The following is a 24,028-nucleotide window of genomic DNA, read 5'->3' as shown; positions in this document are numbered from 1 at the left end:
AGCGTGTGTATCCATCAATGAGGATCGCTATCGTCAACGATATGCCTCTTGCGGTCGAGCTTCTGCGGCGATTGGTTGTATCAACCCCGGAACATCAGGTGGCCTGGATCGCCGTTAACGGGCGTGAGGCAGTAGAGGCCTGCCAACGAGACCTCCCGGACCTGATCCTCATGGACCTGGTGATGCCGGAAATGGATGGCGTCGAGGCTACGCGCAGGATCATGGCGAAGACGCCATGCCTGATTCTGCTGGTCACGGCGAGCATTGAGGCCAACATTCCTGGTGTCTATGAAGCAATGGGGTATGGCGCGCTTGACGCGGTCGACATCCCCTCGATCGGCTCTGACGGCCCGGGGTCCGGACGGTCCGCACAGCTTCTCATCAAGAAGATAACGACGATCAGCAAACTCGTACGTGATGCGCCGTCTTCAAATTGGGGCACACGGACATTGCCCCCGTCTGTGTCATCGGCACAGCACCTTATTGCCATCGGCGCGTCTGCGGGCGGGCCCGCAGCTGTTGCCGCGATCCTCGGCGCATTTCCGAGCAATTTCACGGCCGCAATAGTTCTCGTACAGCATCTCGATGCGCAGTTCGTACCCGGTTTTGCAAACTGGCTCGGCCAGCATGCGGCACTTCCAATCCGTCCGGCACGCGAAGGAGATGAGCCCGAGGCCGGCACCGTTCTAATTGCGGCCACGGCTGATCATCTCGTCTTCAAGTCAGCCCACAAGCTCGGCTATACCCCGAAGCCGCACGACAACGTCTACCGTCCCTCCGTAGATGTATTCCTTGAGAGCGCCGCGCAGTGGTGGCCGGGTGTCGTGATCGGTGTCTTGCTCACGGGCATGGGTAGAGATGGTGCCCAAGGGCTCAAGCTGCTACGCGACAAAGGGCATTTGACAATCGCTCAAGACAGCGCGTCGAGTGCGGTCTATGGGATGCCCAAAGCCGCCGCTGCCATCGGTGCCGCTGTCGAGATCCTACCGCTTGACTCAATCGCCCCGCGCCTAATCGAGGCGTGCGGCCCATCTTGCTGAAAGGTTATTCTATGACGGGCAAATCCAATCTCGTCTCACCCCTGGCAGACAATTACTCGTCAATGGTTCTGCTGGTGGACGACCAGATAATGATCTGTGAAGCGGTCCGGCGCGCGCTCGCAAACCAGCCGGACATAGATTTCCACTTCTGCACCGATCCGCTCAAAGCGACTACAGTTGCCGACGAAGTGAAGCCAACGGTCATCCTGCAGGATCTTGTCATGCCGGGCGTTGATGGGCTGGACTTGGTACGGCAATACCGAAAGAATTCCTCGACGCATTCTGTCCCCGTCATCGTGCTGTCAAGTAAAGAAGATCCGGCCATCAAGGGCGAGGCATTCGAGGCCGGAGCGAACGACTATTTGGTCAAACTGCCGGACCGTATCGAGTTGGTCGCTCGTGTCCGTTATCACTCCCGGGCCTATCTTGACCACGTTCAGCGAGAGGAGGCATACAGGGCCCTGCGAGAAAGCCAGCGGCAATTAATGCGCGCGAATCTCGAGCTGGAACGTCTCACACGGATTGACGGTCTCACAGGTCTGGGAAACCGGCGCTACTTCGATGAATATCTCGCGGCGGAATGGAAGCGCGCGGTCCGCACGAAGAGCCCGCTGTCGTTGTTTATGATCGATGCCGATCACTTCAAGCGCTACAACGACACCTATGGCCACATGGCAGGCGACGAGGTGCTGAAGCAGGTCGCCAGTGTAATCCAAAGCAGTTGCAACCGCTCGACCGATCTCGCGGCGCGCTACGGCGGCGAAGAGTTCGTCGTGGTGGTGGTCGATATTTTGCAGGCGCAGTCGGGCGCTATGGCCGAGCGGCTCGTGCAGAGCGTGCGAGCCTTGAGCATTCCACACGGTTCTGAGCGGGTGACAATCAGCGTCGGTGTTGCAACCATGGTGCCTGATGAGAACCACACGCCAAATGACCTCATCAAGGCGGCCGATCTGGCGCTCTTCCGCGCCAAGTCGGAAGGACGGGACCGTGTCGTGTATTACGACTAAAGGTAAGGGTGCTTTACGGACGGGCTTACAGCTCGTGCAGTTTAAAGGCTTGGTGATCGCCGAACGGGACCCCTCGATTGTCAACCGGGCAAGCGAAACAGTTCAAAGTCAGTTCCATTTCTGGATAACTGCTGTTCCGCGGACCGGAACCTCAAACACGAGTTCGTTTTCGACGGGTACGCCTCCGACGCTTATGCGGCTGGTCCAGTCTAATCTAGGACATCCCTCGCCCCTTTTGGCGCGAAATAGACTTGCGCAACGCGCCCGCCCGGATACGCCCACCGATCTCCTTGCGTGAAGGTGATCCTCACGTCAGGGTATCGGACGCCGCAGCCGATGCGGGAGGCTGGTGCGATGGAGGACCACTGCTGGCGAAACCTTACGATCACACGCTGCTTGTCAATTGATCAACCGCCTGCTCAGCACGCGGGAGCGTCTTCGAGATAGGGGAGCCGCTTGAGAGCAGTGACTAACGAGCCGGAGGAGTGTGCCCGGCACGAGTAGGGGGTCGGGCGGAGCATCGTGCCGGGCCTGGGCAATCCCCAGCAAGCGCCGGCTCCATGCGCCTATCTCAAAAGGTGACCGTCACAACGACAATATCCGTATAGGTGCCGGACGGCGGCGTCGACCATCCGCACCGCTATTTGAGACTGTAGTGCACCCTGCCAGAGATATGCTCGATATCAAAAGCCCGATGGCCAATGCGTTGCTTGCGAATGATCGCTGAATGCCAACCTGATTCTGTTTCATACCCGTCACCTCAACTGACAATAGTGCAGGCTAGATGGGGATACGGCGCGAAACAAGGGAGCGCCTCTTCTTTGGTTCGGCCGATCGCTTCTAGTCAGCAGCCGCGGGCCAGCCGCATCGCCTGCAAAGCCAAATCGTACGTGATAGGCTGATCGCGCGTAAGCGGTCAGCCGATAACGTCAGGCCTAAAGTTCCAAGGCATGAGCATTTCGATCTCGGATGCCGGCCAGCCTTGAGCGATGCGGGTCAAGGTCTGGGAGAGCCAGTCGAGCGGATCGACGCTGTTCATTTTGCAGGATTGCAGCAAGGTGGCTACCGTAGCCCAGGTTCGTCCACCGCCTTGGCCGCCGGCGAATAGACTATTCTTTCGCGTGATCGTCTGGGGCCTGATTGCACGCTCGACGATATTGGAGTCGATTTCGATGCGACCGTCCATCAGAAAGCGTTCCAGCGCCTCCCGCCGGGTGAGCGCGTAGCGGATCGCCTCGGCGGTCTTGGATTTTCCGGAGACCTTGCCCAGTTCCGCTTCCCATAGATCGAAGAGGCTCGCGACAATGGCCACGGACTTTTCCTGACGGAGCGCGGCGCGGCTTCCGGCATCCTTGCCGCGAACCTCGTCCTCGACCTTCCACAATTCGGTCATGGCGATGATCGAATCCGTCGCGGCCTGCGAGATCCCGCTGATGTGCAGGTCGTAGAATTTGCGCCGCAGGTGAGCCCAGCAGCCGGCGAGCCGGATTGTTTCATTGCTGCCGGCTTTGGCCCGTGCCTTGACCAGGTTGGTATAGGCCGAGTAGCCATCCACTTGCAGGATGCCGCTGAATCCGGCGAGGTGGCGCGCCACGCAATCCGCGCCTCTGCTGTCTTCAAAACGATAGGCAACCATTGGCGGACTGGTTCCGCCATAGGGTCGATCATCCCGTGCGTAGGCCCATAGCCAGGCTTTCGTGGTTTTCCCCGCTCCGGGGGCAAGGGTGGGCAAGGTCGTCTCGTCGGCGAAGACCCTTTCGCCCTCCTTGACGCGCTCAAGGATGTAATCGGCGAGCATCTGCAACTCGAAGCCCAGGTGCCCCATCCACTGCGCCATCAACGACCGGCTGAGTTCAACGCCATCGCGCAGATAGATCGTCTCCTGCCGGTAAAGCGGAAGGCCGTCGGCGTATTTCGACACGGCGATATAGGCGAGCAGCCGCTCCGTCGGCAGGCCGCTTTCAACGATGTGCGCCGACGCCAGAGCCTGGACCACGCCGTCACGGCCCCGGAAAGCGTATTTGGGACGGCGCGTGACGATGACCCGGAACTTCGGCGGCACGACGTCCAACCGCTCGGATCGATCCTCGCGGATCAGAACCTTTTCCAGCCCCTCGCAGTCGCCCGGGATTTCCGGCTCGATAACTTCCTCGATGCGTTCGAGATGAGCTGCAAAACCCTTGCGTGGACGCGCTGCGCGCTTTGGCTTGCCCTTGACTGCGTGATCGAGTTCGCTGCGGATCGCAGAAAGGCCGGTCTCGACCTCTTCGAAGGCAAAGGAGGCCTGCTCGTCGTCGATGGCCAGGCGTAGCCGCTCGGAACGCGTGCCATGTTGCGTGCGCTGCAAAACCTTCAGGATCGACGTGAGATTGGCAATCCGCTCGTTGGCGCTCTTCTCGACGGCCTTCAGCCGGGCGACCTCCGCCTCGGAGGCTGCGATCCGAGCTTCGGCGACTACGATCCGGGCCTCGCTCGCAGCCTGCTCGCGAGCCATGGAAAGGATCATCGCCTTCAGCGCATCAACGTCGTCGGGAAGGGCAAGACCCGGTAGAACCATGGCAGGCAGCAAAGCACAAAAACAGCCGCTTTCCCAACCGTTCCAGCCGCATGATTCATCTTGCCGCAGGCCGGTTTCAGCCCGTCGATAACGGCCGCCTGATCCTGGCCGGACGGATCTTTTTCCAGTCTAACCCGGCCAGAAGCGCCATCAGCTGGGCGTGGTCGAGACGCATGCGCGCGGCCGATATCGCAGACCAGCAGAAGCTGTGATCTTCCAGAGTCTTCGAATAAAGACAAACCCCGCTGCCGTCCCACCACACGATGCGAACCCGGTCCGCACGCTTCGAACGGAATACGTGAAGCGCCCCCGAGAACGGGTCCAGGCCACCATCCCTGACCAGCGCCATCAAAGCTGCCGCGCCCTTGCGGAAGTCGACCGGCTGGCACGACACGTAAACCACCACACCGGAAGCGATCATGCCTTGCGAGATCGACGCACGATGTTTGCACAAATGTAATGGCCGCTGCAAGAGTGATGCACGATGGACAGTGGTGGGGCACGCGTTGACGAGATGTCAAGCAGTCAGGATTTTCGCTTCCTTGGCGGCGTTGAGAAATGCCACGCGCGCTACCTCCGGTGCGCTGCCGCCGCCGAGCACCTTCATGCACGCCATGCGAGCCTGGATGCGGCGCCCGGTTTCTCCAATGGGCCAGCGGTAAAGCAGCATTTCGGCGGCTTCGCGGGTGCTCGAAACACTGACTTTGCCCGAGGACAGCAAAACGGTCACGGGCTCTTCGAACGTGCCGACGTCTCGTTCGCAGGTCATATGCTGGTCTCCTTTCGCAATCTCCCCAAGACCTTACGGGTGAACCATCCGTTCCGTTGCGTCACGTTTGGCCCGGTGGGCGAACATTCTGTGAGGATGGGACCTCGTCCAGAGCGCGGGCTTGATCGCTCAGACTAGACTCGCCAACCCGTTGCGGTCCTCAAATGGCGAGAACCGTCCTTATCGTTACGAGCCCGCTATGCCTTGGTCAGTTGCCGGCGCTGATATCGGAAACGAAGCGCGGAAGGGCACTCTGCCGCCCAGAGTAACCGGCCTGCACGGTGAGGACGAGAAGGACGCTCTTCCAAGCGCGGAGTTCGAATCCTCCCTCACCGCCATAAGTCATTGTTTAGATCAATAAAAATACAAGAATAGGTTGGGCGCCCGCCATAAAGCCCGCCTACCGAAAACGGGTATTCGCGGCACGTCAGCTTACGACACAAATATGCGGGGTCGATGGTTGGACCTGGTAGATGGCAGAGATCAACTTCGGCCTCGCTAAGCGAAGTCGTGGGGTTCATGCGACAGCGGAATCAGGATACGCGACGAGCACCCCGTGCCGGGTCAACCTCGCCGTCGGGAAGTACCGACCGGTGCGGAACCAAGCGGATTCACGCTTGTCGGCAGCGGACGCCGGCGGTGGCGATCAGCACCCGAGCAGGCTCCTCATTAGCGAGACAAACGTCCAGAGCGGAGGCCAATCTTGGCACGCGACCGCGCCATCCTGAACGACCGCTCTCCTCGGCTTAGTCAAGCATACCTGCGGAATGAAGCGCCTGGCCTGTGACAAATGAATCTCTGCTGGACCGCCGATGATATGGGGAGGCGCTCGCAAATCGCGCCCTACGCGCGGGTTGATCGGTTGATTAACATCAAAGCTTGAATATGAGAAATGCGCCAACTGTGACGGCGGTGGTCACCGTGGCTCGAGTGTCAGCAGATGTGGTAAGGTTGAGTGTCGGCGAGTGGCAGAGGTCCAGCAACAATGACTTTGAGACGAACCAGAGCTCACGGCGCGTCCGGCTTGGTTCTAGCGGTTTGCACTGTGTTTGCTTGGCAGAACGCCACTGCCGCTCAAAATTGCGACGCAGCCGCGACGCCTGGCGTCAATTGGCACGAGTGTGACAAGAAGCTTCTCATCCTAGAAGGACAGGACCTGAGCGGGGCGAACCTGTTCGGTGTTGATTTCACTTCGACCGACCTCAGGAACAGCAATCTCCTTGCGGCAAATCTTGAGAAGGCAACGCTTGTGCGTGCTTCCCTGGCCGACTCGACCGCCAAAGGCGCCCGGTTCGACAGAATCGAGGCCTACAGGACCGACTTCAGCCGTATGGACGCGCAGGGCGCTGTGTTTGCGAGCGCAGAAATACAGCGCTCGAATTTCCAGGGCGCCAATCTGACCAATGTTGATTTCACAAAGGCAGAATTGGGGCGTGCCCAGTTCCATGACGCCGATATCAGCGGCAGCCGCTTCTCGTTTGCCAATCTCGCACGGGCGGACTTCCGGGGAGCGACGTTCACCGCGCCGATAGACTTTGACCGCGCCTTTTTCTTTCTGACCCGTATCGAGGGCGTCGACCTTTCCAATTCGGTGGGTCTGTCCCAGTGGCAGCTCAACATGGCTTGCGGAGACGCCCGGACCGAGTTGCCTTCTGGCTTGACGAGGCCTGAAGATTGGCCCTGTCAATTCCAGCAGGAATAGTTGTCGGCAAGCGAACTGCGGCAATGCTGCGCCCGACAGGATGAAACTGAGAACCCCTATGTCATCGTTTGCGCTATACAACTTTTGCGACAGCCGGGAGCGGATGAATGGAATCGGGCCGTATTTCTCCCACTACCCACGCGGTCCGAGGCGGCAGAAATGGGGCCGAGCAGACCGTCCGCCGCTAGGGTACCCAGCACGCGAGCGGACATGTGAGAGCTCGGTGCGAAGGTCCGGGATCAGGCCCATTGCGGACGTACGTGTTGGTTCGCCTGTTGGCGCTGAAGCGCCCATTTGGGCCGCTAGCCGCACATGTGCGGCGGCTCAAAAAAGCCGATTGTCATGCGCCAGCGGAACGCTGTGACAAGCGAACACCAGCGCCGCCACCTTCTCTGGAATGAATTCGATCCCGGACGCTTCGAAGACTGCACGAATTTCGGCGAGGGTTGAATTCTTTAGCTGTTCGCCTCTTTCCAACCGCGCGATGGTATCGGGAAATACGTTTGCGTTTAGGGCTAACTCTCGAGTTCCCCAGCCCAACGCGACACGTGCCATTTTGCACTGAACTGCATTCATTTCGTAACCGTGATACGATTCTTGTTGATCCATAGCCGCTTTTTCAATATCGGCGTCGGCTTTCCTTGTGCGACCGTCTGCGTGCCCGAGGGTGAGGACGTGGCGGTCCACTCGATCGAGGCGCTCAATGAAGTGCTCGGCGAGGGGCCGGATATGGCAGCTCTCCGCGAGAAGGCCGAAGCTGATTTTGCGGCACATCAGGCTCGCTGGGATGCAGCTGCCGAGGAGGCTGGTTACACCGCCGCGCTCAAGGCCGAGTGCGAGGCTGGCGACCGGGCACAGGATCTGCTGGAAGCGTTCTCAACGACCCCCGCTACGACTCTCGCCGGTGTGGCGGGCAAGCTCGATGCCGTGTTGCGCGAGGGCGAAGCCTGGGAGGAATGCTCCGTGTTCCCCTGGCCGCAAATCCGCTCGGCGCTCAGCGATCTGGTGCTCATCGCCGAGCAGACGATGCCGGAACAGTTCATTCGCGGCGAGCAGCGTCGCAAGCTCGGCAAGCGGCGGGCTGGCTGCTGTTTCCGCGCCTGAAAGACGAAGAAGGAGGCGAGCTATGAAGCCCATCCAACCCAACTTCCGGCGTCAGCCGAGAACCCCTCAACTTGCGGCGAAGCGTCTGCCTCACGTCACCCTTCAACCGCCATGGAATTGCCAGCGCAGAGCACTCTTGCGGCATCTCACCATCCGGCGGTGAGCGATCCCGATCTGCTGGATGCCTTCAACCGCGATGCCGCCGTGCAGAAATGGACCGTGCCTGAAGCTGCAGAGGCAGCGACAGCCCTGTGGGGAAAGCCAGCCGCAACCGCAATCGCCTGGTGCGCCGTGTCGGCGTATTGCGACGGGCGGACACAGGAGTATCGATTCTGGTTTCGGGTATTCGCCCTCTTCAAGCGGGTTCGCCCAATGCCGTGGCGGAAGCAGCGTCCGGCAAGGCTCGTCCAGACTCTTCCCGATAGATGGGGAGATTATGTCCGGCAAGAGAACTGCCCGCTTGTCGAGAGAACGCCGGACCGAAGTCAGCCCGTCAAGGCCAGAGCCGCATCGCTGTGGCGCGTGCTGCGCCAGCCTTGACCGGCAGTCTTCGGCCCGGCGGCCGCTTTGGACGCAGGCAAAACTCCGGTACGAGCCGTACCGCTCTACCCCTCGGGGTACATTACTCCGGCAATTCGTCGCCCTTGATCGGCGCCTTCCCTTTGCCGGCCCGTTTCAGGATATGCAGCGCCTTGGGAAGGTCGGCACGGGCAGCGCGTTCCTGAAAGTAACTTTCCGTGCGCAGCGCCGAAAGCTTCTCAGCGACTGCCACGTTAATGAACTGGTTGAGCGGCACGCCTTCGCTCTCCGCCACCTTGCGCGCCTCATCCAGAAGCGAGAGCTGAAGCCGCAGTGCGAAATTGCTTCTCCTCATGTCTTTCTCTCCAATCGTCTCAGCGCCTCGCCCGGCGACAGGACCAAGATACCGAAGCGCTCGGCCACTTTGCCGAAGTCGCGTAGGTTGAACGTCACTATAGCATCCGCCAGTCCGTTTACCGCAGCTTCCAGCACCATGTCGTCGTCCGGGTCGCGAACGGCGGGTCGCCAAAGGAAGACAAGGCGAACCGGCTCGGCGACGGCCGCCACCGCATCGAGCAACGCGTTCACATCCCCAGCCGACAGGCAGGAAGCCTCAAGGTGCTCAGGCCTTGTCATGACCGCCTGGTACTCGATCATCAACGGCACCGAAGCGATCAGCGTCAGCCGGCGCTCCAAAGCTGCCACCAACAGTTGGCGCGAAGCGCCGGCATCGCTTCGGATCGCCGCCACCATGGTCGCCGTATCGAGAAGCAGTCTCACGCAAGCATATTGGATATTGCGTGCGATATTGCAAGAGGCTCGAGCTTTGGCAGTTTGGCTTGGTTTCGGAATTCCCAAATCGCAGCGCGCAAGTATTTGCACGCCACCGTACGACCGCGCCGCAACTGAACTTGTCTTGCTGATCATCACGCCGCTCAATGCCCTTGATCTACACAGAAGAGCGGGCATGCCATGGTGGACGAGGCCAAACCTGGGAGCGACAGCGCAAGCCATGACTACAGGGCTGAGATGTCGGCACGAGACATGGCTGAACGAGCCGTCCTGTCGATCGCCCGTTTGTTGGGTCGGCGGGTTGCTCGGGAGCATTTCGAGGAATTGCAGGGGGCCAACGACAACAAAGTTCATCCTCTTGAAAAAACACCGTCAGAAGGGGAGGGTGGGGACGGCGGCGGCCATTAACAAAGAGAGGAAGAGGAGCGGTTCATGACCCGTGTCGCGCTGTATGCTCGTTACTCATCCGACAACCAGCGCGAAGCCTCTATCGAGGATCAGCTGCGGCTTTGCCGAGAGCTCGCGGCCAGGGAGAGGTGGACTGTCGTTGAAACCTATGTCGATGCCGCGATATCCGGCTCAAGCGTCATCCGTCGACCAGACATCCAGCGGCTTCTCGCCGATGCTCAAAGCGGGCAATTTGAGATCGTTCTAGCCGAGGCACTCGATCGCTTGTCACGCGACCAGGAGGACGTAGCCGGCCTCTTTAAGCGACTGCGCTTTGCCGGTGTCAGGATCGTCACTCTCTCTGAGGGCGCCGTGGACGAACTGCACGTGGGCCTGAAAGGAACGATGAACGCGTTGTTCCTGCGCGACCTAGCCGCCAAGATCAGGCGGGGCCAAAGCGGCCGCATATTGAACGGCTACAACGCCGGCGGCCTCTCTTACGGCTATCGCGTGGTCAAAAAACTCGATGAACGCGGCGAACCGATCCGCCGTCTGCGCGAGATCGATGAGGATCAAGCCGAGGTCGTGCGTCGGATTTTTCGGGAATTCGCGGCTGGTCAATCGGCGCGTACGATAGCTGCAGGCCTCAACAGGGAAGGTATCCCATCACCCTTTGGGGGTGCGTGGGGCGCCTCGACCATCAATGGCAATCTCAAGCGGAGAAGCGGCTTTCTCTACAACGAAGCCTAAATCGGGCTGCTCGTCTTCAATCGTCTTCAAATGCGCAAGGATCCCGAGACTGGGAAGCGCATCTCGCGGCCGAATCTGCCGGAAACCTGGCAGGTCGTTGAAGTGCCGCATCTGCGTATCATCGACGATGAGCTATGGGATGCAGTGCAAGCCCGCAAGAAGCTTTATGGAGGCATGAAACTCCATCACCGCCGACGGCCGAAGCACATGTTCTCGGGGCTCGTGCGGTGCGGCTGCTGTGGCGCTTCCTATACGGTGAAGAACAGGAACCAGCTTGCTTGTGCCGCGCACCGTGAGAAAGGCACTTGTACCAATAACAGAACGATCCGTGTTGGCGAGCTTGAGAAGCGTGTGCTGGAAGGCATCCAGCGGCGCTTGCTGGCGCCAGATGCCATTGCGGGCTTCCTTGCTGAATATCATGCTGAGCATAAGCGACTGAACGCCATGAACCGCGAGCGGCAAAGGGAAGTCGAAAGGCGGCATGCCGGCATCGACAGGCAGATCGCTAACGTCGTCGATGCCATCGCTGACGGTGTCGCGACGACCAGCATGAAATCGAAGCTACTGGACCTCGAGCGCGAAAAGGAGAATCTAGCCCGAGAGCTACAGGCGATGGCGGCCGCGGAAAGCATTGCGGAGTTTCATCCGGCTGCGGTAACGGTTTACCGTCGGCAAGTATCCGAGCTCCAGGACGCGTTGCAATCCGACGAGTGTGAGCGGCACCAGGCGGCGAGGATCATCCGCTCACTGGTCACGGGGATCGAGATCATTCCGACGGAGGGTAGGGGACAGGTTGAGCTGAAAGTTCGCGGTGCGCTGGCGGAGCTTCTCAACCTGCCAAATCGTAAACCAGGAACAGCGCCTAGCGCTGCAGTGATGGTAGCGGGAGAGCGCTACCGCCTTCCCCACACTCATCGAACTCCCAGTTACAATTTCGCTGCTGCGGCTGAGCGAGGCGCGCTATCCTAATTGCGGCCTGGCGGGTGACGGCATGGGGCCCAGAAGCCGACGTTCACGAAAGTGAAGTCAAGTTTGGACAGCCCCATCAATTTCCAATGCGATACGCATCAGCTGCTCGATAAAGTCGCTAACTACTCTCGATGGACGTCGGTTGGGTGGCAACAACAGAAGAGTTCGGAAGGAGATTCCCGGGAGAAATGGACGGAGGCTGAGGTTTCCGTTGAGATAGGGAAGGGCAGTTAAAGGATTGACCATTCCGCATCCAAGCCCCGCATTGACCATCGAGCAGATGGTGGTGGAATAGGGGGTTTCTAGAACCACTTTGGGCTTGATGCCGTGATCAGCGAAGATGGCCTCTGCTTCCCGTCTCGTAGTGTCCTCCGGAGCCAACGCGATGAAGGCCTGCCCATGGAGATCGGCGGGACGGATCACTTCCCTCCCCTCTAGCGGATGGCCCCTGGGCATGGCGATCGCGACCCGGTAGTTCCGGAATGGGTGGGCTTCGACGCCCGCAAGATCGATCTCGTCCGCCGCCAGGCCGACGTCGAACTGGCCGGAGGCGACGAGTTCTTTGACTTCCGAGGATAGCCTTGCCTGAAAGGTGATCGCAACGTCAGGGTGACGGTGTTGAAATGCCTTTAATGCCTTTGGCATTACATTCGTACTTAATGCGGAGAGACTTGCGATCCGGATTTCCCCCGAACCGAAGTCGCGAATCCGCGCCGCGGCCCCTTTCAAATGGATGAGGCCGGAGAATGAGGTCTCCACTTCCCTGAAAAACAGGTTGCCTTCTGCCGTCGGCGACATCCGTCCTTTGATGCGGTGGAAGAGCGCGAAACCGATGTCGCGCTCCAGTTCTTGGACGGCCTTGCTCACCGCAGGTTGTGAGATGCGTAGTATCTCCGCGGCGCGTGAGGCGGTTCCAATCGTCATCACGGCGTGGAAGACCTCGATCTGGCGAAGATTCATGGCGCACCTATAACCTGAGAGAATAGCACATCCCGATCTTGATATTGGACGGAATAGGTTTTGTCATGCTGTAACTGTCTCCAACACATGAGGAGCAAGCATGAACGATCTCACTCAATGCGTTGTGACCCCCAAAGTCAAAACAGACGGCTTCGAGGCTCTGGGTGCAGCCGTCCATCGGGCTTCGACGATCGTATTCGCGGATGCCGCAGCCTACGCCACTCGCGGCCAGCGAGGGCCTGACGGCTATTCCTACGGCCTCTACGGCACCCCGACGACGCGTACACTGGAGCAAAAGATCACTCAGCTCGAGCAGGGTCACCGGACGCTTCTCGCGCCATCGGGCCAGGCCGCAAACGCAATCGCAATGCTCGCCGTCCTCAATGCCGGAAACAAGGTACTGGTGGCGGACACGGCCTATCCCCCGGTCCGTGATTTTGTGAACACCGATCTGGCAAAGTTTGGCGTCCGAGCGGAGTACTACGATCCCACTTCGCCCGAGGGGCTCGAACGTCGGATCGACGGGAACACGAAACTGGTGTGGTGCGAGTCCCCCGGCGACCATGGAAGTCCAGGATCTGCCGCGGATTGCCGAGATCGCGCATCGGCACGGCGCGCTCGTCGGATTCGACAACACCTGGGCGACCCCTCTTAACTTCAAGCCCCTCGTACATGGGGCCGACATCGTGACCGAAGCGCTCACCAAATATATCTCGGGCCATTCCGACGTGCTGATGGGATCGATCACGGTGGCTTCCGAGCAGCTTTTCAACGCGCTCAAGGCGACTATGGGGCGCGCCGGGATCGGTGTTTCCCCCGACGACGCCTCTTTGGTGTTGCGGGGCATGGAGACTCTTGGCGTGCGAATGAAACACGCGCACGACGGCGCGACGGCGATGATCAACTGGTTCCGCGGCCACCCAGCCGTCGAGCGTGTGCTCTACCCCGCCCTGCCGTCTTCTCCCGGGCACGAATTCTGGAAGCGCGACTTCCTCGGCGCGAGCGGAGTGTTCAGCGTGGAATTGGTTCCCGAAGCACTGCCGCACGTGCCGGAGGCGCTCAATACGCTAGAGACGTTCGCCATCGGCGCCTCGTGGGGTGGGACACGCAGCCTCGTTGCCCCCATGCCCGTGAAGAGCAACCGCTCCGCGACGACTTGGAGTGGGCAGGACCTCCTTCTGCGGTTCAGCGTGGGGTTGGAATCGCACGACGATCTCATGGCCGATCTCGAGAAAATGTTGGCCCAAATCCAAGCACGGATCGACGACGAGCGGTTCGGCAAAGAAAACATCCGGCAATCAATGCTGTGAGTGAACACAAAAAGGGGAATGACAATGAACAACAACAACGAATTTAGACAGGCGCTCCTTCCTGGCGGGCGTCTCAAAACTGCTGGGAGTTTCGGCGATATCCTCCATCCTGCCGTCAATCGTTGCGGCATCAGAGGTTAAGGACACGCTTCGCATCGCGATCGCCAAGCCCGCCGGGGATATCAATCCTCACAAATACACCGGCCTGTGGGGCGTTCAGGACGTCGTTTTCGAGCCGCTGGTTAAATACGGCCATGACGGTAAGATCGAGCCAGGGCTGGCGACCGAATGGTCGGTCGAAGACGGGGGCAGGCTGCTTAAGCTCACCTTGCGCAAGGGCGTGACTTTCCACGACGGCACTCCGTTCGACGCCGCGGCGGTGGAATGGAACCTGAAGAGGTGGATCGGACTCGAAGCGAACAACTGGATGAATTCGTCCCGGCTTTACGCCGGAACGGACATCGTCGACGATGATCACGTCAACGTCCGGTTCAAGGAACCGGTCCTCGGCCTGCTCCAGGAGTTCGCTTACGTCCGGCCAGTCAGGCTCCTCAGCCCCAAGTCGGTCTCTGGGGACGGTAGCTATAAGGCACCCGTCGGCACGGGACCGTGGCATCAAGCGACTGCCGGGAATGAGGGCAGTGCCTTCGAGCGCTTCGACGCCTACTGGGGTGACAAGCCCTCTTTCAAATATCTTGAGGTAAAAGTCCTTCCGGACTCGCGCGGCCGCATGGCAGCGTTGCGCGCGGGCGACGTGGATCTGATCGGCGGAGCGTTTGTGTCGCCTTTGACCGCAACGGAAGCAGAGACGCTGAAGGGAGCGGGCATCGATGTCGTCATCGATCCCGGCACCACCACAATGATTATGGCCTTCAACACTTCCCGCGTCGAAGCGCTGAGGGACCCGAAAGTCCGCAAGGCGATCAACCTCGGCATCGACCGGGCTGCGATCTCGCAAGTGCTTTACCGCGGTCTGGCGACCTCCACTGGCAACCTGTTCTCCGAAACCGTTCCGTATTCGGGGAAGCGCTTCGATGTGCCTAGGCGGGATACCGAGACCGCAAAGTCGCTGCTCGAGGAGGCAGGCTGGGTCGGGGGGCCTGTCAGGCAGAAGGACGGCAAGGACCTTGCCATTGAACTGGTCGTTAGCGAGGAGCAAGTACCGGGGTCCCGATCCGTCGCGGAAGTGATCCAGTCCGAGCTCCAGGAGATTGGCGTCACGCTCACGATCCGCTCGGTGGATCATGCGTCGCGGCACAGCGACATTCCGGAGCGCAAGTTCGATCTCGCTTTCTTCCAGACGTTCGGCGCGCCATACGAACCTTTCGGGACTGTGGTGGGCCTGTTCCTATCCACCTATGACAACGGCGTGGACGGCAAGCTCTTCATCGACCCCGAGCACCTCGATCCGTTGGTGCTCGCCGCGATGTCAGCGCCCGAAGGCGAGATGGAAGCAGCTCTGCAGAAGGTCTATGACTGGCTGCACGACAACGACGCCATCGCGCCGCTGCTCTTCGTTCCGGGCATATGGGCGCATGCCGCTCGGGTGAAGGGCTTCCAGAGCCCCGCGACCGAGTACGACATGCCCTACGAGAATATCACACTGGCGGAGTAGGATACGGCCGTGTTCGCCTTCATCGCTAAAAGGGCCCGCAACGCAGTCTTGTTGCTGTTTCTGGCGTCCGTTCTATGCTTCGCGCTCGTGGTATCCGCTCCGGGCAACGTGGCGATACTCATCGCCGAGCTGCGGACGCCGACGGCCACCAAAGCCGATATCGCCAAGGTCGAGGAGGAATTGGGGCTCAACAAGCCGCTTCTCGAACGCTACGGCTTCTGGCTGAACGGAGCGATCCACGGCGACTTCGGCATTTCCTACAAGACGGGCGAGGCGGTCGGCGCGTCCCTCAAGAGCCGCCTTGCCGCGACCGCCACCCTCGTTGCGGGCGGAGCGGTCGTGGCTTTCTTGCTGAGCCTGTTCGTCGGCTTCGTAGGCGCGCTCTGGGCACATAGGGCGCCAGACGTGGTCACCCGAGGGAGCGCTCTTCTGGGCGCTTCGACTCCGTCCTTCTTCGTCGGAGCACTGCTGGTCTACGCCTTTTCGGTCACGTGGCACGTCTTTCCGACCTTCGGGTTTGCCGGACCCGTCAGTTGGGTGCTTCCATGGCTCACTCTGGGATTTCTTCCCGCAGCAGTTCTGAGCCGCGTCGTCCGAGTTGGCTTCGAGGAGGCGATGGCCAAACCCTATGTCCTAACGGCCATGAGCAAAGGACTGTCAAGGACGAGTATTCTGGTTCGCGACGCGATCCCGAACATCGCGCCGACGTACTTGAACGCCTTGGGAACGCAGATCGGGACGATGGTCGTGGGCGCGGTCGTTGTCGAACCTCTGTTCGCTTGGCAGGGCATCGGCGACCTCTTCCTGACCGGGGTGAGATTCCGCGACTTCATGGTCGTGCAGGCCTGCCTTCTGGTCTTCATCACGTTCTTCATCATCCTGAACGTCGTGGTCGACATCTGCATTACGCTGACCGATCCGCGCCTTAGACTTCAAAGGAGCTGAACATGCAGCCAGTCAGACCACTCCTGAAGGCCATTGGCGCCTTCCCGCGCTCGGCGGTATTTACTATCGGCGCGTTCGTTCTGTTGGGACTGCTCGCACCCTACATCGCGCCACATGATCCCAATGCGCAAGACCTGCTGATCGCTGGCCAGGGCCCGACGCTCGCCCATCCCTTCGGAGTCGACCATCTCGGGCGCGATACATTGAGCAGGTTGATTGTGGCGGCTCGGACGTCGCTGGTCGGAGTCTGTCTCGTCCTTGTGTGCGCGCACGCCATCGGCATCGCCATCGGCACGATTGCCGGATACCGGCGGGGCTGGACGGACGAACTGCTGATGCGCATCGTTGACGTCGGCCAGGCAATCCCCAGCCTCATCGTCTCACTTGCGGTGATCGGCATTGCCGGAGTCAGCTACTGGAACATGATCCTCGCGCTCGCGCTCGCCTGGTGGCCGGGTAGCGCCCGCATTAGCCGGGCCGTGGCTGTCAACACCATGAACAAGCCCCACATGGAGGCCCTAAGAGTATTGGGCGCAAGTCCCGTTCGCATTTACTTTGTCCATCTTCTTCCCACGACGATCGGGGCGGTGCTCGTATATGCCACGGCCGACGCCGGAGCAGTCGCGCTCGCAATCGCAACGTTGAGCTTCCTCGGGCTGGGCATCCAGCCGCCGACGCCTGAATGGGGACAGATGTTGGTCGACGCGCTTCCATATCTCGAGTCCGATCCGCGCCAGGTCATCCTGCCGGGACTGACCCTGACTTTAGCTGTCATCGGATTCAACATCCTCGGTGAAGCGGTCGCCCTCAACAGAGTTCCGAAGCCGCTGACCTCCCGGATGCTCGCGGCCCGCCGCCGGGTAACCGCATTCTGGGCCAAGGAGGCACGGCCATGAGTTCTGAACCGATACTCCGCGTCAAAGATCTGACCATAGACCTGCTGACGGCGCATACCGTGGTCCGCCCAGTCGACGGAGTAGCCTATGAACTGAGCCGCCGAGAGACCCTCGCGATTGTGGGAGAAAGCGGTAGCGGCAAAACGGTCACCTGCTTTGCGCCTCTCGGCCTGATGCCCGTGGGCGTCCAGGCGGATATATCGGGCACCATTTTGTTCGACAGCCGCCAGCTCGTCGGATCGGACAATGAAACGCTTCGCAGCCTGCGCGGAAAATCCATTGGCTTCATTTTCCAGGACCCGATGAGCGCGCTCAATCCCGCCCGCCGGGTCGGACGGCAGATAGCCGAAGTAGCCGAGCTTCACCTCGGCATGACCGCAAGAGCTGCGGAAACCCGGGCGCTTGAACTTATCAAGATGGTCGGGATGTCCGACCCCGAAATACGCCTCAAGCAGTATCCCCATGAGCTTTCGGGCGGTCTCCGACAGCGTGTCATGATCGCAATCGCCATTGCCGCCGAGCCGACACTTCTCGTAGCCGACGAGCCGACCACCGCGCTCGACGTGACGGTCCAGGCGCAAATCCTCCGACTGCTGAAGGAAATCCAGTCCAGAATGGACATGGCCATGATCTTGATCACGCATGACATGGGTGTCGTGGCGGGCTCGGCCGACCGCGTAATGGTGATGTACGCGGGGCGCCACGTCGAAACCGGACCGACCGAGCGTGTACTCTCCCAGCCGCAGCATCCCTATACGATGGGCCTCATCGACGCAATTCCGAGGAAACAGGACGCAATCGGATCGCGTTTCCGTGGATTGCCGGGCGTTCCGCCCATCCTTGGCGCGCCGATCACAGGGTGCGCTTTCATGCCCCGCTGCGGATACGCTGTGGATGCCTGCGGCGAGCGGCGACCGCCGTTCTTGCCGACGGCAGTTCCGGGTGTGTCAGCCGCCTGTCCCGTTCTGAATATTCGGGCGAAGGAGTGCGCATAATGAGCGCGGTACTCGAAGTCGAGCATCTGGTCACCAGCTTTCCAAGCGCCAAACGTGGCCAAACGATCAAAGCGGTAAACGACGTCTCAATCCACCTCAATCAAGGCGAGATCGTCGGCTTGGTGGGGGAGTCTGGCTGCGGCAAGTCCACGCTCGGCCGTTCGATCGTCGGCTTGGAAAAACCCCAATCCGGACGTGTCGTTTTTGATGGCATCGACCTCGGCTCCTTGAGTGGACGCCGTCTGCGGGAAGCGCGTCGGGCAGTTCAGTACGTGTTCCAGGACCCCTATGCATCGCTGAATGATCGCCAAACTGTGGGCGAAGCCATAAACGAAGCCCTCATAATTGCAGGTTTGCGTTCGCAAACGGAACGCGAGGGGAGGATCGCTGAGCTCCTCAACCAAGTCGGTCTGGCGACGACGGTCCGGGACAGATTCACCCGTGAACTCTCAGGCGGCCAGAGGCAACGCATCGCGATCGCGCGCTCGCTGGCCGTAGAGCCGCGGGTTTTAATCTGCGACGAACCGGTCAGCGCGCTAGACTTGTCTATACGGGCGCAGGTCATGAACCTATTCCTCGACCTCAGAGAGAAGCTCGGCGTGTCCTGCCTCTTCATCGCGCATGACCTCGCGCTTGTCCGGCAGGCGGCGAGCCGGGTCTACGTGATGTATCTCGGCAAGGTGGTGGAAAGCGGTAGCTCGGAAGAGGTCTACCGGAATCCGAGCCATCCCTACACCCAACTCCTTCTCGCGTCTGTCCCCGAGGCTGATCCTGCCACCGAACGTCGGCGCAACCCTCCGTTGATCACGGGCGAAATCCCAAGTCCGACGAATCCGCCCTCCGGCTGTTTCTTCAGGACGCGGTGTCCCCTTTCAGTGGAAGCTTGTGCGGAGGCTGAGCCTGTGTCGCAAGAAGTAAGCTCAATGCACAAGGCGGCGTGCAGGTTCGCCGGCGACCTATTCGCGAAGCGGGTCTCGGCCGCATGATTAAACGTCAGATCTAGCTGAGCGTGCGGGACCTGATGCGTTGCGCATTCTGGTGGCGAAGCAGAGATTTGCGCTCCTTCCTTCCGGTACCGGGCCGGCAGTGAGTGGGAAAGCGCTCTGTCGGCAGCCCTGGTTACTCAGGCGGGCCGAGAGGAACCTCTTGCCGGTTATTATTCCGCTTCTTGTAGCGTTGGCTTAAGTGCCTGCCATTGCTCGTGAGACATGGTTGGCAGGTCAAACTGGTGACCGCGCTCAGACAGATATGAGATTCTTGCAGTTGAGGAGGGGTTCTCCGTAACTCGGGTTGCGAAGCTCGAATCATAGGAGAACCCCATGCAGGTTTTTGGCCTGCCCGGTATATTATACGCAACGCCGGCCGGGCGTCGCGGCTTCTCGGCGCGAAGACCCCAACTATCGAAGCAGAGAGAAGACGCGACGCGGTGGCGCGATGGCGGCGCGCGATGCGGGACGGACTGGATGCCGGGCAGGCAGCGCGGGCCGTCGGAGTGCCGCGTTCGACCCTCTATCGCTGGGAAAGCGCATTGAGGCCGACCGCCGCCGCATCATCCTCGCAGGCGACCCGCCGAGCCCGAGCAATCCACCGCCGGGCTGCCGGTTCAACACGCGCTGTCCGGTGGCGATGGATATCTGCCGGCTGGACGAGCCCCAACTGCGTCCCGTTCCTCATGGCGGCGTCGCCGCCTGCCATCTGGCTGAGAGTGATCACCGCCCGGTGATCTGACAACGAATGGCAGTTGGTCTTCCGAGAATAACGTTAAGCGCCGTCTGCCAGCGTCTGATCTCGCTGCGACGGGATTAGATTGGCCTACCACCACCCTCGCAAGGCGGGGAGACCGGAGCGGACGCGCGATTCGCGTCCGGGTGTGAAAGGTGAACTCCTGCGTGTCCAACAAGCCGTAGCGAGACGCGATGTCGTAATAGCAAGCGGCCTCAACGCTGGCGGCGGCCTCTGCTCCACCGATGCAGGCCACCGAGCAATCCGATCTTGAAGATTACGAAAAGGGCCACGAGTGCAATCACTGTGTAAGAGATCGGATTTGAGGCGTCGCTTAGACCGCGCCACGATAGCCACCAGGGCGCGCCTGCGTGCATGGCGATCAGCGCGACGATGCCTAGCACCAGGCCTATGGTGTGCAGGTGGCTCATGGCTGCAGGCCGTGCCGGGCCTGAGGGTTCTTCCGTGCCGAGAGCGACAAACCTATCGCGAATACGGGCAACGTCGGCGGCCGCCGTGGCTAGCACGAACTGCAGGTTCTTCGTGCCAACCGCGCCGCTAGCGACGATGTTGAGACCCGAGTCCCGGAATTCCGTTATGATGTCGTCGACTGTGCTGACGCCGTGATGGTGGAAGCGATCGATGAAGCCTCCATCCTGTGGCGCTTGCACGAAGTCGACGGCGAGTACGCGACCGGATGGCTTCAGGACTCTGTGTATCTCATGAGCCATCTGATTACGTCCATCGGCAGAAAGATGATGGAGCATCAGCGTCGTCGTTACGACATCGAATTCGGCATCCCGGAACGGTAATGCCTGGGCGGCGGCCTTTTCAAAGGTGACCTTCAGACCGACTCTTCGAGCCTTCGCACCCGCCCTGGTGATCATTTCCGGTGACGCATCGATCCCGTGCACGGTGCCCGTCGGCCCGACCTGCTGCTTGGCAAGTATAGCGAGCGTTCCCGTCCCGCACCCTATATCGAGGACGGACTCTCCAGGTTCGAGCTGCGTCAACCGGAGGATCTTTTCGCGAAAGGCGCGTTCGCGGCCTAAGGTGAACAGCCAAGTCATCAGATCGTAGCGTGCTGCCCAATGTATGATGCGGCCGGGCGCGCCGGCTCCGCTGTTGTTATGCCCATGTTTTCTCATCAGAGACTCCTTGGCCACTCTCGCCGGTTGATGGACATCATGTTCGGAAACTGACATGATATCCGGGAACGCGTCAACGACCATTCGCGGCAGAATGTCCGGTACCGCACGGTCCTCTGCCATCTGACCGGAAAAGCTCATGGTAACGGAAAAGACGATAGACCGCCGTGTCGCCCGGACCCGGTCGACTCTTCACCATGCGCTGATCACTTTGATCCTGAGAAAGGGATATGAAGCAATTACCGTCGAGGACATCTGCAATGAGGCAAACATCGGCCGATCGACCTTTTACGCGCACTTCACCAGCAAGGACGACCTCAAGCGCAGCGGCCTGGACGATCATCTGCGCGCCATGCTGGTCGAACGCCAGCGGCATGCGCTTGCAGCGCCAGGCGAGCTGAAAGATCGCAGCTTGGGGTTCGTGCTCGGTATGTTCGAGCACGCGCGTGAACATATAGATCTCTACCGAGCTCTGGCCGGGGGCCGCGGTGGGACTATTGTGCTCGGCAGCATCCGCGAGATTCTATGCGATCTCGTGCGCGCGGAGCTTGCCGCAAAGAAGGACAGGAAGCTCCCCGATGTCGTGCCGAACGAACTGATCGTCCAGTTCGTCGTGGGTGCCTTTCTGTCGGTGCTGATCTGGTGGCTCGACGGCGGCGCCAAATTGCCGCCGCAACAAGTCGACCAGATCTTCCGGCGTCTGGCCACCGAGGGCGTCCCGTCGGCTTAGATATCAGGCCGAAGAACTGTGAAGCAGTCAGTTGCAGTGCCGGCGTTGCCAATTCACCAACCACCGGCTTTGTTCGACGCATGTCCTTGAGGTCGCGATACACCGCCGTGAGGTCTGTCGACCAACGCCTCCGATACGTGGCTTGCGGCCGTCAGACGGCCGTCGGCGTGGACAGCAGCCACAGCCCGAAAACCGTATATCCGACCATAAAAACGGTCAGCGGAAATTGGCTGAGCGCCGCGCGGCTGCGCGCCGGATGCAAACGGAACGCCAGCCCATGCGCGACCAGAACGGCAAGTATATGGCCGCCGATGATCGCCGCCGCCTGAAAGTTCCAGATGATCCACGCTGCATCGGAGCCCATGATCACTCCCGCCCCGACATTCATGTGCGCCGTGCCGAATAGGTTCCATCCCCGATCAAACGGATCCGAAATAGCGACGAGCGCATTCTGGCCGTTCACCAGGAGGGCCGTCAGATAGTGGGAAAAATGATAGGCGAGCGCGATCGGGACGATCGACCAGACAAGGAGCCCGACCGCTTTTCCGAAAGAGATGCTCCCGGCCAACCGCTCACCGACAAACACTGCGGCGAAGAACACGGCGACAAGTGCGATAAACATCAGCACAAGACCGGCGCTGTTGATTCCGACTAATGCCGAGCGCCCCGGAAATTCGAGCGGATTGACACCATTCGCGCCCAGCCAAGAGAAGGTCTTCGACAGACCGTCGAAGGACACCGAGCTCAACGTCAGCAACAGAAAGAGCATACCGCTCGCCGGCAAGGCTTGCGCGCTCCACAATTTCGCTCCAGGCCACGCCCCCCGCTTGGGTGGTCCGGCGTCGTTTCGACGATGGCGAAGCGTGACACCATGCGGAAGAACGCGGACAGAAACTCGCCGCGCCGGCTCCAGCCTTCGTAGCCGAAGATGATCATGCAGACGAAGGTCGAGAGCCAGTAGGCCATGAGAGCGAACGCAAGCCGCGCCGGATCTTCGGGCGCCGGATAGATCAGCTCGAACCAGGCGAAGCTTGCAAACAAAATCAACGCCGGCCAGTAAGCCAGTCCTTGTGGCATTGTGCGATCGCGGAATGCCGGGAAGACGCTGGAGAAAATGCGCCACGGCCCGTACCACGGGTTTGTCCACGACCAAACATTGCCGAATACGCCCTGAAGCAATGTCAGTCCGACCCAGACCAGCGTCCACACCGTTAGCGGAAGTGGATTCGACAGCGGATCTCGGCTGCCGAGAATTCCCGCCGCCACGAGTATGGCGAGAACCGCGAAGGCGAGCGTGCTGATCCAAATGCGCGCGGCGTCGCCGAATTGACCAATTGGCAGGCGGGATGCCGAAATGCGTTCGAGCAGCCTGGGCGGGAGGACAGCCAGAACCAGAAAACTCGCGGCTACGGCCACCGCCCCGCCCACGACATAATATCCGGTCGGCAGGAGCATGACATAGCCGCGCTCGGAAGCATGGGCAAAGGCTGGGGTTGTGAAATGCGGCACGAGGGCAGCAGCTGATAATGCGATGCCCAACGCTCTCGCAGAGATGCTTTTATGTTCGCTGTCCGCCGCCATCCATCCGTCTTGCCACATGGCATTTGCGAAGGAAAGCGGACTACTGCTCGCGCAAGTGGAGGTGCCAAAGTGGGTGCCCGACTTCGTGCTAGCCCCCAAAGCCCGCTTGGTGAACAGGCCATATGATGCAGCTACGACTTCGAGTCGAGAGTTGCGTTGTGGACGACGTTCTCGTCCTCTGCCGTCTGCTGCAATACGTGGCAGCTGTGCCTGCGCCGGCCGGCGGCGCATTATCGTCGAAACAGGACCGGAGCGCCCACCGCCAGGCGCCCGGATCGTCGACGTGCAGAAGTTGTGGGCCGAACATCTACCAATGGCCGGAACTCGCGGCGCTGTCGATCCTGTTTCGCGAACGCCTGGTGTATTCCTTCGAGAGTCGGCCGCGCTTGTTCGACATTATCTCGCGCAGCATCGAAGGCGTCGCCGGCCTGATCCTGGGCCGGCGTCGCGGTCTGGCAGGTCGCTGCGCGCTGACCAGGCCCCGGATGGATTTCTGATTTGCGTCTGCCCATCCGGCCGGCGCATGGGCT

Annotated in this window: 24 protein-coding genes and 3 pseudogenes; 17 read left to right on the top strand and 10 right to left on the bottom strand. The window is 60.5% G+C overall.

The window, feature by feature from the left end:
* The first annotated feature begins 17 nt into the window (after positions 1-17).
* Together NKJ93_RS20090 and NKJ93_RS20085 are read left to right on the top strand one after the other, a co-directional pair.
* Complete coding sequence (locus tag NKJ93_RS20090) at positions 18-1,040, top strand: chemotaxis response regulator protein-glutamate methylesterase (RefSeq protein WP_352469269.1); 1,023 nt, start codon at positions 18-20, stop codon at positions 1,038-1,040.
* Positions 1,041-1,051: 11 nt separating this feature from the next.
* Positions 1,052-2,047, top strand: coding sequence for a response regulator (locus tag NKJ93_RS20085; RefSeq protein WP_031195385.1), 996 nt, complete (start codon positions 1,052-1,054; stop codon positions 2,045-2,047).
* 916 nt (positions 2,048-2,963) lie between these two features.
* Here NKJ93_RS20085 and tnpC read toward each other — a convergent pair.
* The 3 genes from tnpC to NKJ93_RS20070 all read right to left on the bottom strand — a co-directional run bounded on the left by tnpC (position 2,964) and on the right by NKJ93_RS20070 (position 5,373).
* The gene (gene tnpC / locus NKJ93_RS20080; RefSeq protein WP_352547709.1) at positions 2,964-4,604 is read right to left on the bottom strand and encodes an IS66 family transposase; all 1,641 of its coding nucleotides are present in this window, start codon (positions 4,602-4,604) and stop codon (positions 2,964-2,966) included.
* Between the two features lie 76 nt (positions 4,605-4,680).
* The gene (tnpB, locus tag NKJ93_RS20075) at positions 4,681-5,025 is read right to left on the bottom strand and encodes an IS66 family insertion sequence element accessory protein TnpB (RefSeq protein WP_023722957.1); all 345 of its coding nucleotides are present in this window, start codon (positions 5,023-5,025) and stop codon (positions 4,681-4,683) included.
* Positions 5,026-5,121: 96 nt separating this feature from the next.
* Positions 5,122-5,373: a DUF982 domain-containing protein gene (locus tag NKJ93_RS20070; protein WP_023722956.1), complete on the bottom strand. Its 252-nt coding sequence runs from the start codon at positions 5,371-5,373 to the stop codon at positions 5,122-5,124.
* Positions 5,374-6,358: 985 nt separating this feature from the next.
* Between NKJ93_RS20070 and NKJ93_RS20065 the strand changes: the two genes are divergently transcribed.
* Positions 6,359-7,075 (top strand): pentapeptide repeat-containing protein, encoded by a 717-nt coding sequence (locus NKJ93_RS20065; RefSeq protein ID WP_352547711.1) that lies wholly within the window; start codon positions 6,359-6,361, stop codon positions 7,073-7,075.
* 340 nt (positions 7,076-7,415) lie between these two features.
* Here NKJ93_RS20065 and NKJ93_RS20060 read toward each other — a convergent pair.
* Positions 7,416-7,651: pseudogene (locus tag NKJ93_RS20060) on the bottom strand (helix-turn-helix domain-containing protein).
* Positions 7,652-7,672: 21 nt separating this feature from the next.
* On the opposite strand from NKJ93_RS20060, the gene NKJ93_RS20055 reads away from it, so the two are divergent.
* Both NKJ93_RS20055 and NKJ93_RS33645 read left to right on the top strand, forming a co-directional pair.
* On the top strand, positions 7,673-8,179 hold the full coding sequence (locus tag NKJ93_RS20055) for a hypothetical protein (protein ID WP_023722513.1): 507 nt from the start codon (positions 7,673-7,675) through the stop codon (positions 8,177-8,179).
* A 111-nt stretch (positions 8,180-8,290) separates the two neighbouring features.
* A complete protein-coding gene (locus NKJ93_RS33645; RefSeq protein ID WP_023722512.1) occupies positions 8,291-8,719 on the top strand; it encodes a Y4oE-related protein in 429 nt (142 codons plus the stop codon).
* An 82-nt stretch (positions 8,720-8,801) separates the two neighbouring features.
* Here the strand turns inward: NKJ93_RS33645 and NKJ93_RS20050 are convergent, their stop codons facing one another.
* Positions 8,802-9,053: a hypothetical protein gene (locus NKJ93_RS20050; protein ID WP_023722511.1), complete on the bottom strand. Its 252-nt coding sequence runs from the start codon at positions 9,051-9,053 to the stop codon at positions 8,802-8,804.
* A complete protein-coding gene (locus tag NKJ93_RS20045; protein WP_156948314.1) occupies positions 9,050-9,625 on the bottom strand; it encodes a putative toxin-antitoxin system toxin component, PIN family in 576 nt (191 codons plus the stop codon). Before NKJ93_RS20045 ends, NKJ93_RS20050 begins: the two co-directional genes overlap by 4 nt.
* Positions 9,626-9,742: 117 nt before the next feature.
* On the opposite strand from NKJ93_RS20045, the gene NKJ93_RS20040 reads away from it, so the two are divergent.
* The 3 genes and pseudogenes from NKJ93_RS20040 (at position 9,743) to NKJ93_RS20030 (ending at position 11,596) form a co-directional block, all read left to right on the top strand.
* A complete protein-coding gene (locus NKJ93_RS20040) occupies positions 9,743-9,898 on the top strand; it encodes a hypothetical protein (RefSeq protein WP_156948310.1) in 156 nt (51 codons plus the stop codon).
* 24 nt (positions 9,899-9,922) lie between these two features.
* Positions 9,923-10,774, top strand: a pseudogene (locus NKJ93_RS20035) (recombinase family protein); the annotation flags it as partial.
* Between the two features lie 27 nt (positions 10,775-10,801).
* Complete coding sequence (locus NKJ93_RS20030) at positions 10,802-11,596, top strand: recombinase zinc ribbon domain-containing protein (RefSeq protein ID WP_352515820.1); 795 nt, start codon at positions 10,802-10,804, stop codon at positions 11,594-11,596.
* A gap of 57 nt (positions 11,597-11,653) precedes the next feature.
* On the opposite strand, the gene NKJ93_RS20025 is transcribed toward NKJ93_RS20030, so the two are convergent.
* Positions 11,654-12,556: a LysR substrate-binding domain-containing protein gene (locus NKJ93_RS20025; protein ID WP_352515817.1), complete on the bottom strand. Its 903-nt coding sequence runs from the start codon at positions 12,554-12,556 to the stop codon at positions 11,654-11,656.
* A gap of 100 nt (positions 12,557-12,656) precedes the next feature.
* On the opposite strand from NKJ93_RS20025, the pseudogene NKJ93_RS20020 reads away from it, so the two are divergent.
* The 7 genes and pseudogenes from NKJ93_RS20020 (at position 12,657) to NKJ93_RS19990 (ending at position 20,045) form a co-directional block, all read left to right on the top strand.
* A pseudogene (locus NKJ93_RS20020) lies at positions 12,657-13,866 on the top strand (trans-sulfuration enzyme family protein).
* A gap of 61 nt (positions 13,867-13,927) precedes the next feature.
* Entirely contained in the window at positions 13,928-15,481 is a 1,554-nt protein-coding gene (locus NKJ93_RS20015; RefSeq protein ID WP_352515819.1) for an ABC transporter substrate-binding protein, read from the top strand.
* 9 nt (positions 15,482-15,490) lie between these two features.
* Entirely contained in the window at positions 15,491-16,426 is a 936-nt protein-coding gene (locus tag NKJ93_RS20010; protein ID WP_352466286.1) for an ABC transporter permease, read from the top strand.
* A gap of 2 nt (positions 16,427-16,428) precedes the next feature.
* Positions 16,429-17,322, top strand: a complete 894-nt coding sequence (locus tag NKJ93_RS20005) for an ABC transporter permease (protein ID WP_023680719.1) — start codon at positions 16,429-16,431, stop codon at positions 17,320-17,322.
* The gene (locus NKJ93_RS20000) at positions 17,319-18,317 is read left to right on the top strand and encodes an ABC transporter ATP-binding protein (protein WP_352453305.1); all 999 of its coding nucleotides are present in this window, start codon (positions 17,319-17,321) and stop codon (positions 18,315-18,317) included. The genes NKJ93_RS20005 and NKJ93_RS20000 overlap by 4 nt, the downstream gene beginning before the upstream one ends.
* Positions 18,317-19,303, top strand: a complete 987-nt coding sequence (locus NKJ93_RS19995) for an ABC transporter ATP-binding protein (protein WP_352453304.1) — start codon at positions 18,317-18,319, stop codon at positions 19,301-19,303. Before NKJ93_RS20000 ends, NKJ93_RS19995 begins: the two co-directional genes overlap by 1 nt.
* 448 nt (positions 19,304-19,751) lie before the next feature.
* Positions 19,752-20,045: an oligopeptide/dipeptide ABC transporter ATP-binding protein gene (locus tag NKJ93_RS19990; protein ID WP_352453303.1), complete on the top strand. Its 294-nt coding sequence runs from the start codon at positions 19,752-19,754 to the stop codon at positions 20,043-20,045.
* A gap of 209 nt (positions 20,046-20,254) precedes the next feature.
* On the opposite strand, the gene NKJ93_RS19985 is transcribed toward NKJ93_RS19990, so the two are convergent.
* The gene (locus tag NKJ93_RS19985) at positions 20,255-21,187 is read right to left on the bottom strand and encodes a methyltransferase domain-containing protein (protein WP_352547712.1); all 933 of its coding nucleotides are present in this window, start codon (positions 21,185-21,187) and stop codon (positions 20,255-20,257) included.
* A 139-nt stretch (positions 21,188-21,326) separates the two neighbouring features.
* On the opposite strand from NKJ93_RS19985, the gene NKJ93_RS19980 reads away from it, so the two are divergent.
* Positions 21,327-21,917, top strand: a complete 591-nt coding sequence (locus NKJ93_RS19980; protein ID WP_352453301.1) for a TetR/AcrR family transcriptional regulator — start codon at positions 21,327-21,329, stop codon at positions 21,915-21,917.
* Between the two features lie 151 nt (positions 21,918-22,068).
* On the opposite strand, the gene NKJ93_RS19975 is transcribed toward NKJ93_RS19980, so the two are convergent.
* Both NKJ93_RS19975 and NKJ93_RS19970 read right to left on the bottom strand, forming a co-directional pair.
* Positions 22,069-22,701, bottom strand: coding sequence for a hypothetical protein (locus NKJ93_RS19975; protein WP_352590757.1), 633 nt, complete (start codon positions 22,699-22,701; stop codon positions 22,069-22,071).
* Complete coding sequence (locus tag NKJ93_RS19970; protein ID WP_352547716.1) at positions 22,668-23,498, bottom strand: hypothetical protein; 831 nt, start codon at positions 23,496-23,498, stop codon at positions 22,668-22,670. Before NKJ93_RS19970 ends, NKJ93_RS19975 begins: the two co-directional genes overlap by 34 nt.
* 158 nt (positions 23,499-23,656) lie before the next feature.
* On the opposite strand from NKJ93_RS19970, the gene NKJ93_RS19965 reads away from it, so the two are divergent.
* Complete coding sequence (locus tag NKJ93_RS19965; RefSeq protein ID WP_352453299.1) at positions 23,657-23,995, top strand: hypothetical protein; 339 nt, start codon at positions 23,657-23,659, stop codon at positions 23,993-23,995.
* Positions 23,996-24,028: the final 33 nt, after the last annotated feature.

This window comes from Mesorhizobium sp. M0028 (assembly GCF_040323855.1).
GTDB lineage: Bacteria > Pseudomonadota > Alphaproteobacteria > Rhizobiales > Rhizobiaceae > Mesorhizobium.
This window is presented reverse-complemented; position numbering and strand designations above follow the sequence as displayed.

Coding starts and splice junctions, on each gene's coding strand:
- NKJ93_RS20090 (WP_352469269.1), top strand. CDS start 18: ATGAGGATCGCTATCGTCAACGATATGCCTCTTGCGGTCGAGCTTCTG.
- NKJ93_RS20085 (WP_031195385.1), top strand. CDS start 1,052: ATGACGGGCAAATCCAATCTCGTCTCACCCCTGGCAGACAATTACTCG.
- tnpC (WP_352547709.1), bottom strand. CDS start 4,604: ATGGTTCTACCGGGTCTTGCCCTTCCCGACGACGTTGATGCGCTGAAG.
- tnpB (WP_023722957.1), bottom strand. CDS start 5,025: ATGATCGCTTCCGGTGTGGTGGTTTACGTGTCGTGCCAGCCGGTCGAC.
- NKJ93_RS20070 (WP_023722956.1), bottom strand. CDS start 5,373: ATGACCTGCGAACGAGACGTCGGCACGTTCGAAGAGCCCGTGACCGTT.
- NKJ93_RS20065 (WP_352547711.1), top strand. CDS start 6,359: ATGACTTTGAGACGAACCAGAGCTCACGGCGCGTCCGGCTTGGTTCTA.
- NKJ93_RS33645 (WP_023722512.1), top strand. CDS start 8,291: ATGGAATTGCCAGCGCAGAGCACTCTTGCGGCATCTCACCATCCGGCG.
- NKJ93_RS20050 (WP_023722511.1), bottom strand. CDS start 9,053: ATGAGGAGAAGCAATTTCGCACTGCGGCTTCAGCTCTCGCTTCTGGAT.
- NKJ93_RS20045 (WP_156948314.1), bottom strand. CDS start 9,625: ATGATCAGCAAGACAAGTTCAGTTGCGGCGCGGTCGTACGGTGGCGTG.
- NKJ93_RS20040 (WP_156948310.1), top strand. CDS start 9,743: ATGGCTGAACGAGCCGTCCTGTCGATCGCCCGTTTGTTGGGTCGGCGG.
- NKJ93_RS20030 (WP_352515820.1), top strand. CDS start 10,802: ATGAAACTCCATCACCGCCGACGGCCGAAGCACATGTTCTCGGGGCTC.
- NKJ93_RS20025 (WP_352515817.1), bottom strand. CDS start 12,556: ATGAATCTTCGCCAGATCGAGGTCTTCCACGCCGTGATGACGATTGGA.
- NKJ93_RS20005 (WP_023680719.1), top strand. CDS start 16,429: ATGCAGCCAGTCAGACCACTCCTGAAGGCCATTGGCGCCTTCCCGCGC.
- NKJ93_RS20000 (WP_352453305.1), top strand. CDS start 17,319: ATGAGTTCTGAACCGATACTCCGCGTCAAAGATCTGACCATAGACCTG.
- NKJ93_RS19995 (WP_352453304.1), top strand. CDS start 18,317: ATGAGCGCGGTACTCGAAGTCGAGCATCTGGTCACCAGCTTTCCAAGC.
- NKJ93_RS19990 (WP_352453303.1), top strand. CDS start 19,752: ATGGCGGCGCGCGATGCGGGACGGACTGGATGCCGGGCAGGCAGCGCG.
- NKJ93_RS19985 (WP_352547712.1), bottom strand. CDS start 21,187: ATGAGAAAACATGGGCATAACAACAGCGGAGCCGGCGCGCCCGGCCGC.
- NKJ93_RS19980 (WP_352453301.1), top strand. CDS start 21,327: ATGGTAACGGAAAAGACGATAGACCGCCGTGTCGCCCGGACCCGGTCG.
- NKJ93_RS19970 (WP_352547716.1), bottom strand. CDS start 23,498: ATGGCGGCGGACAGCGAACATAAAAGCATCTCTGCGAGAGCGTTGGGC.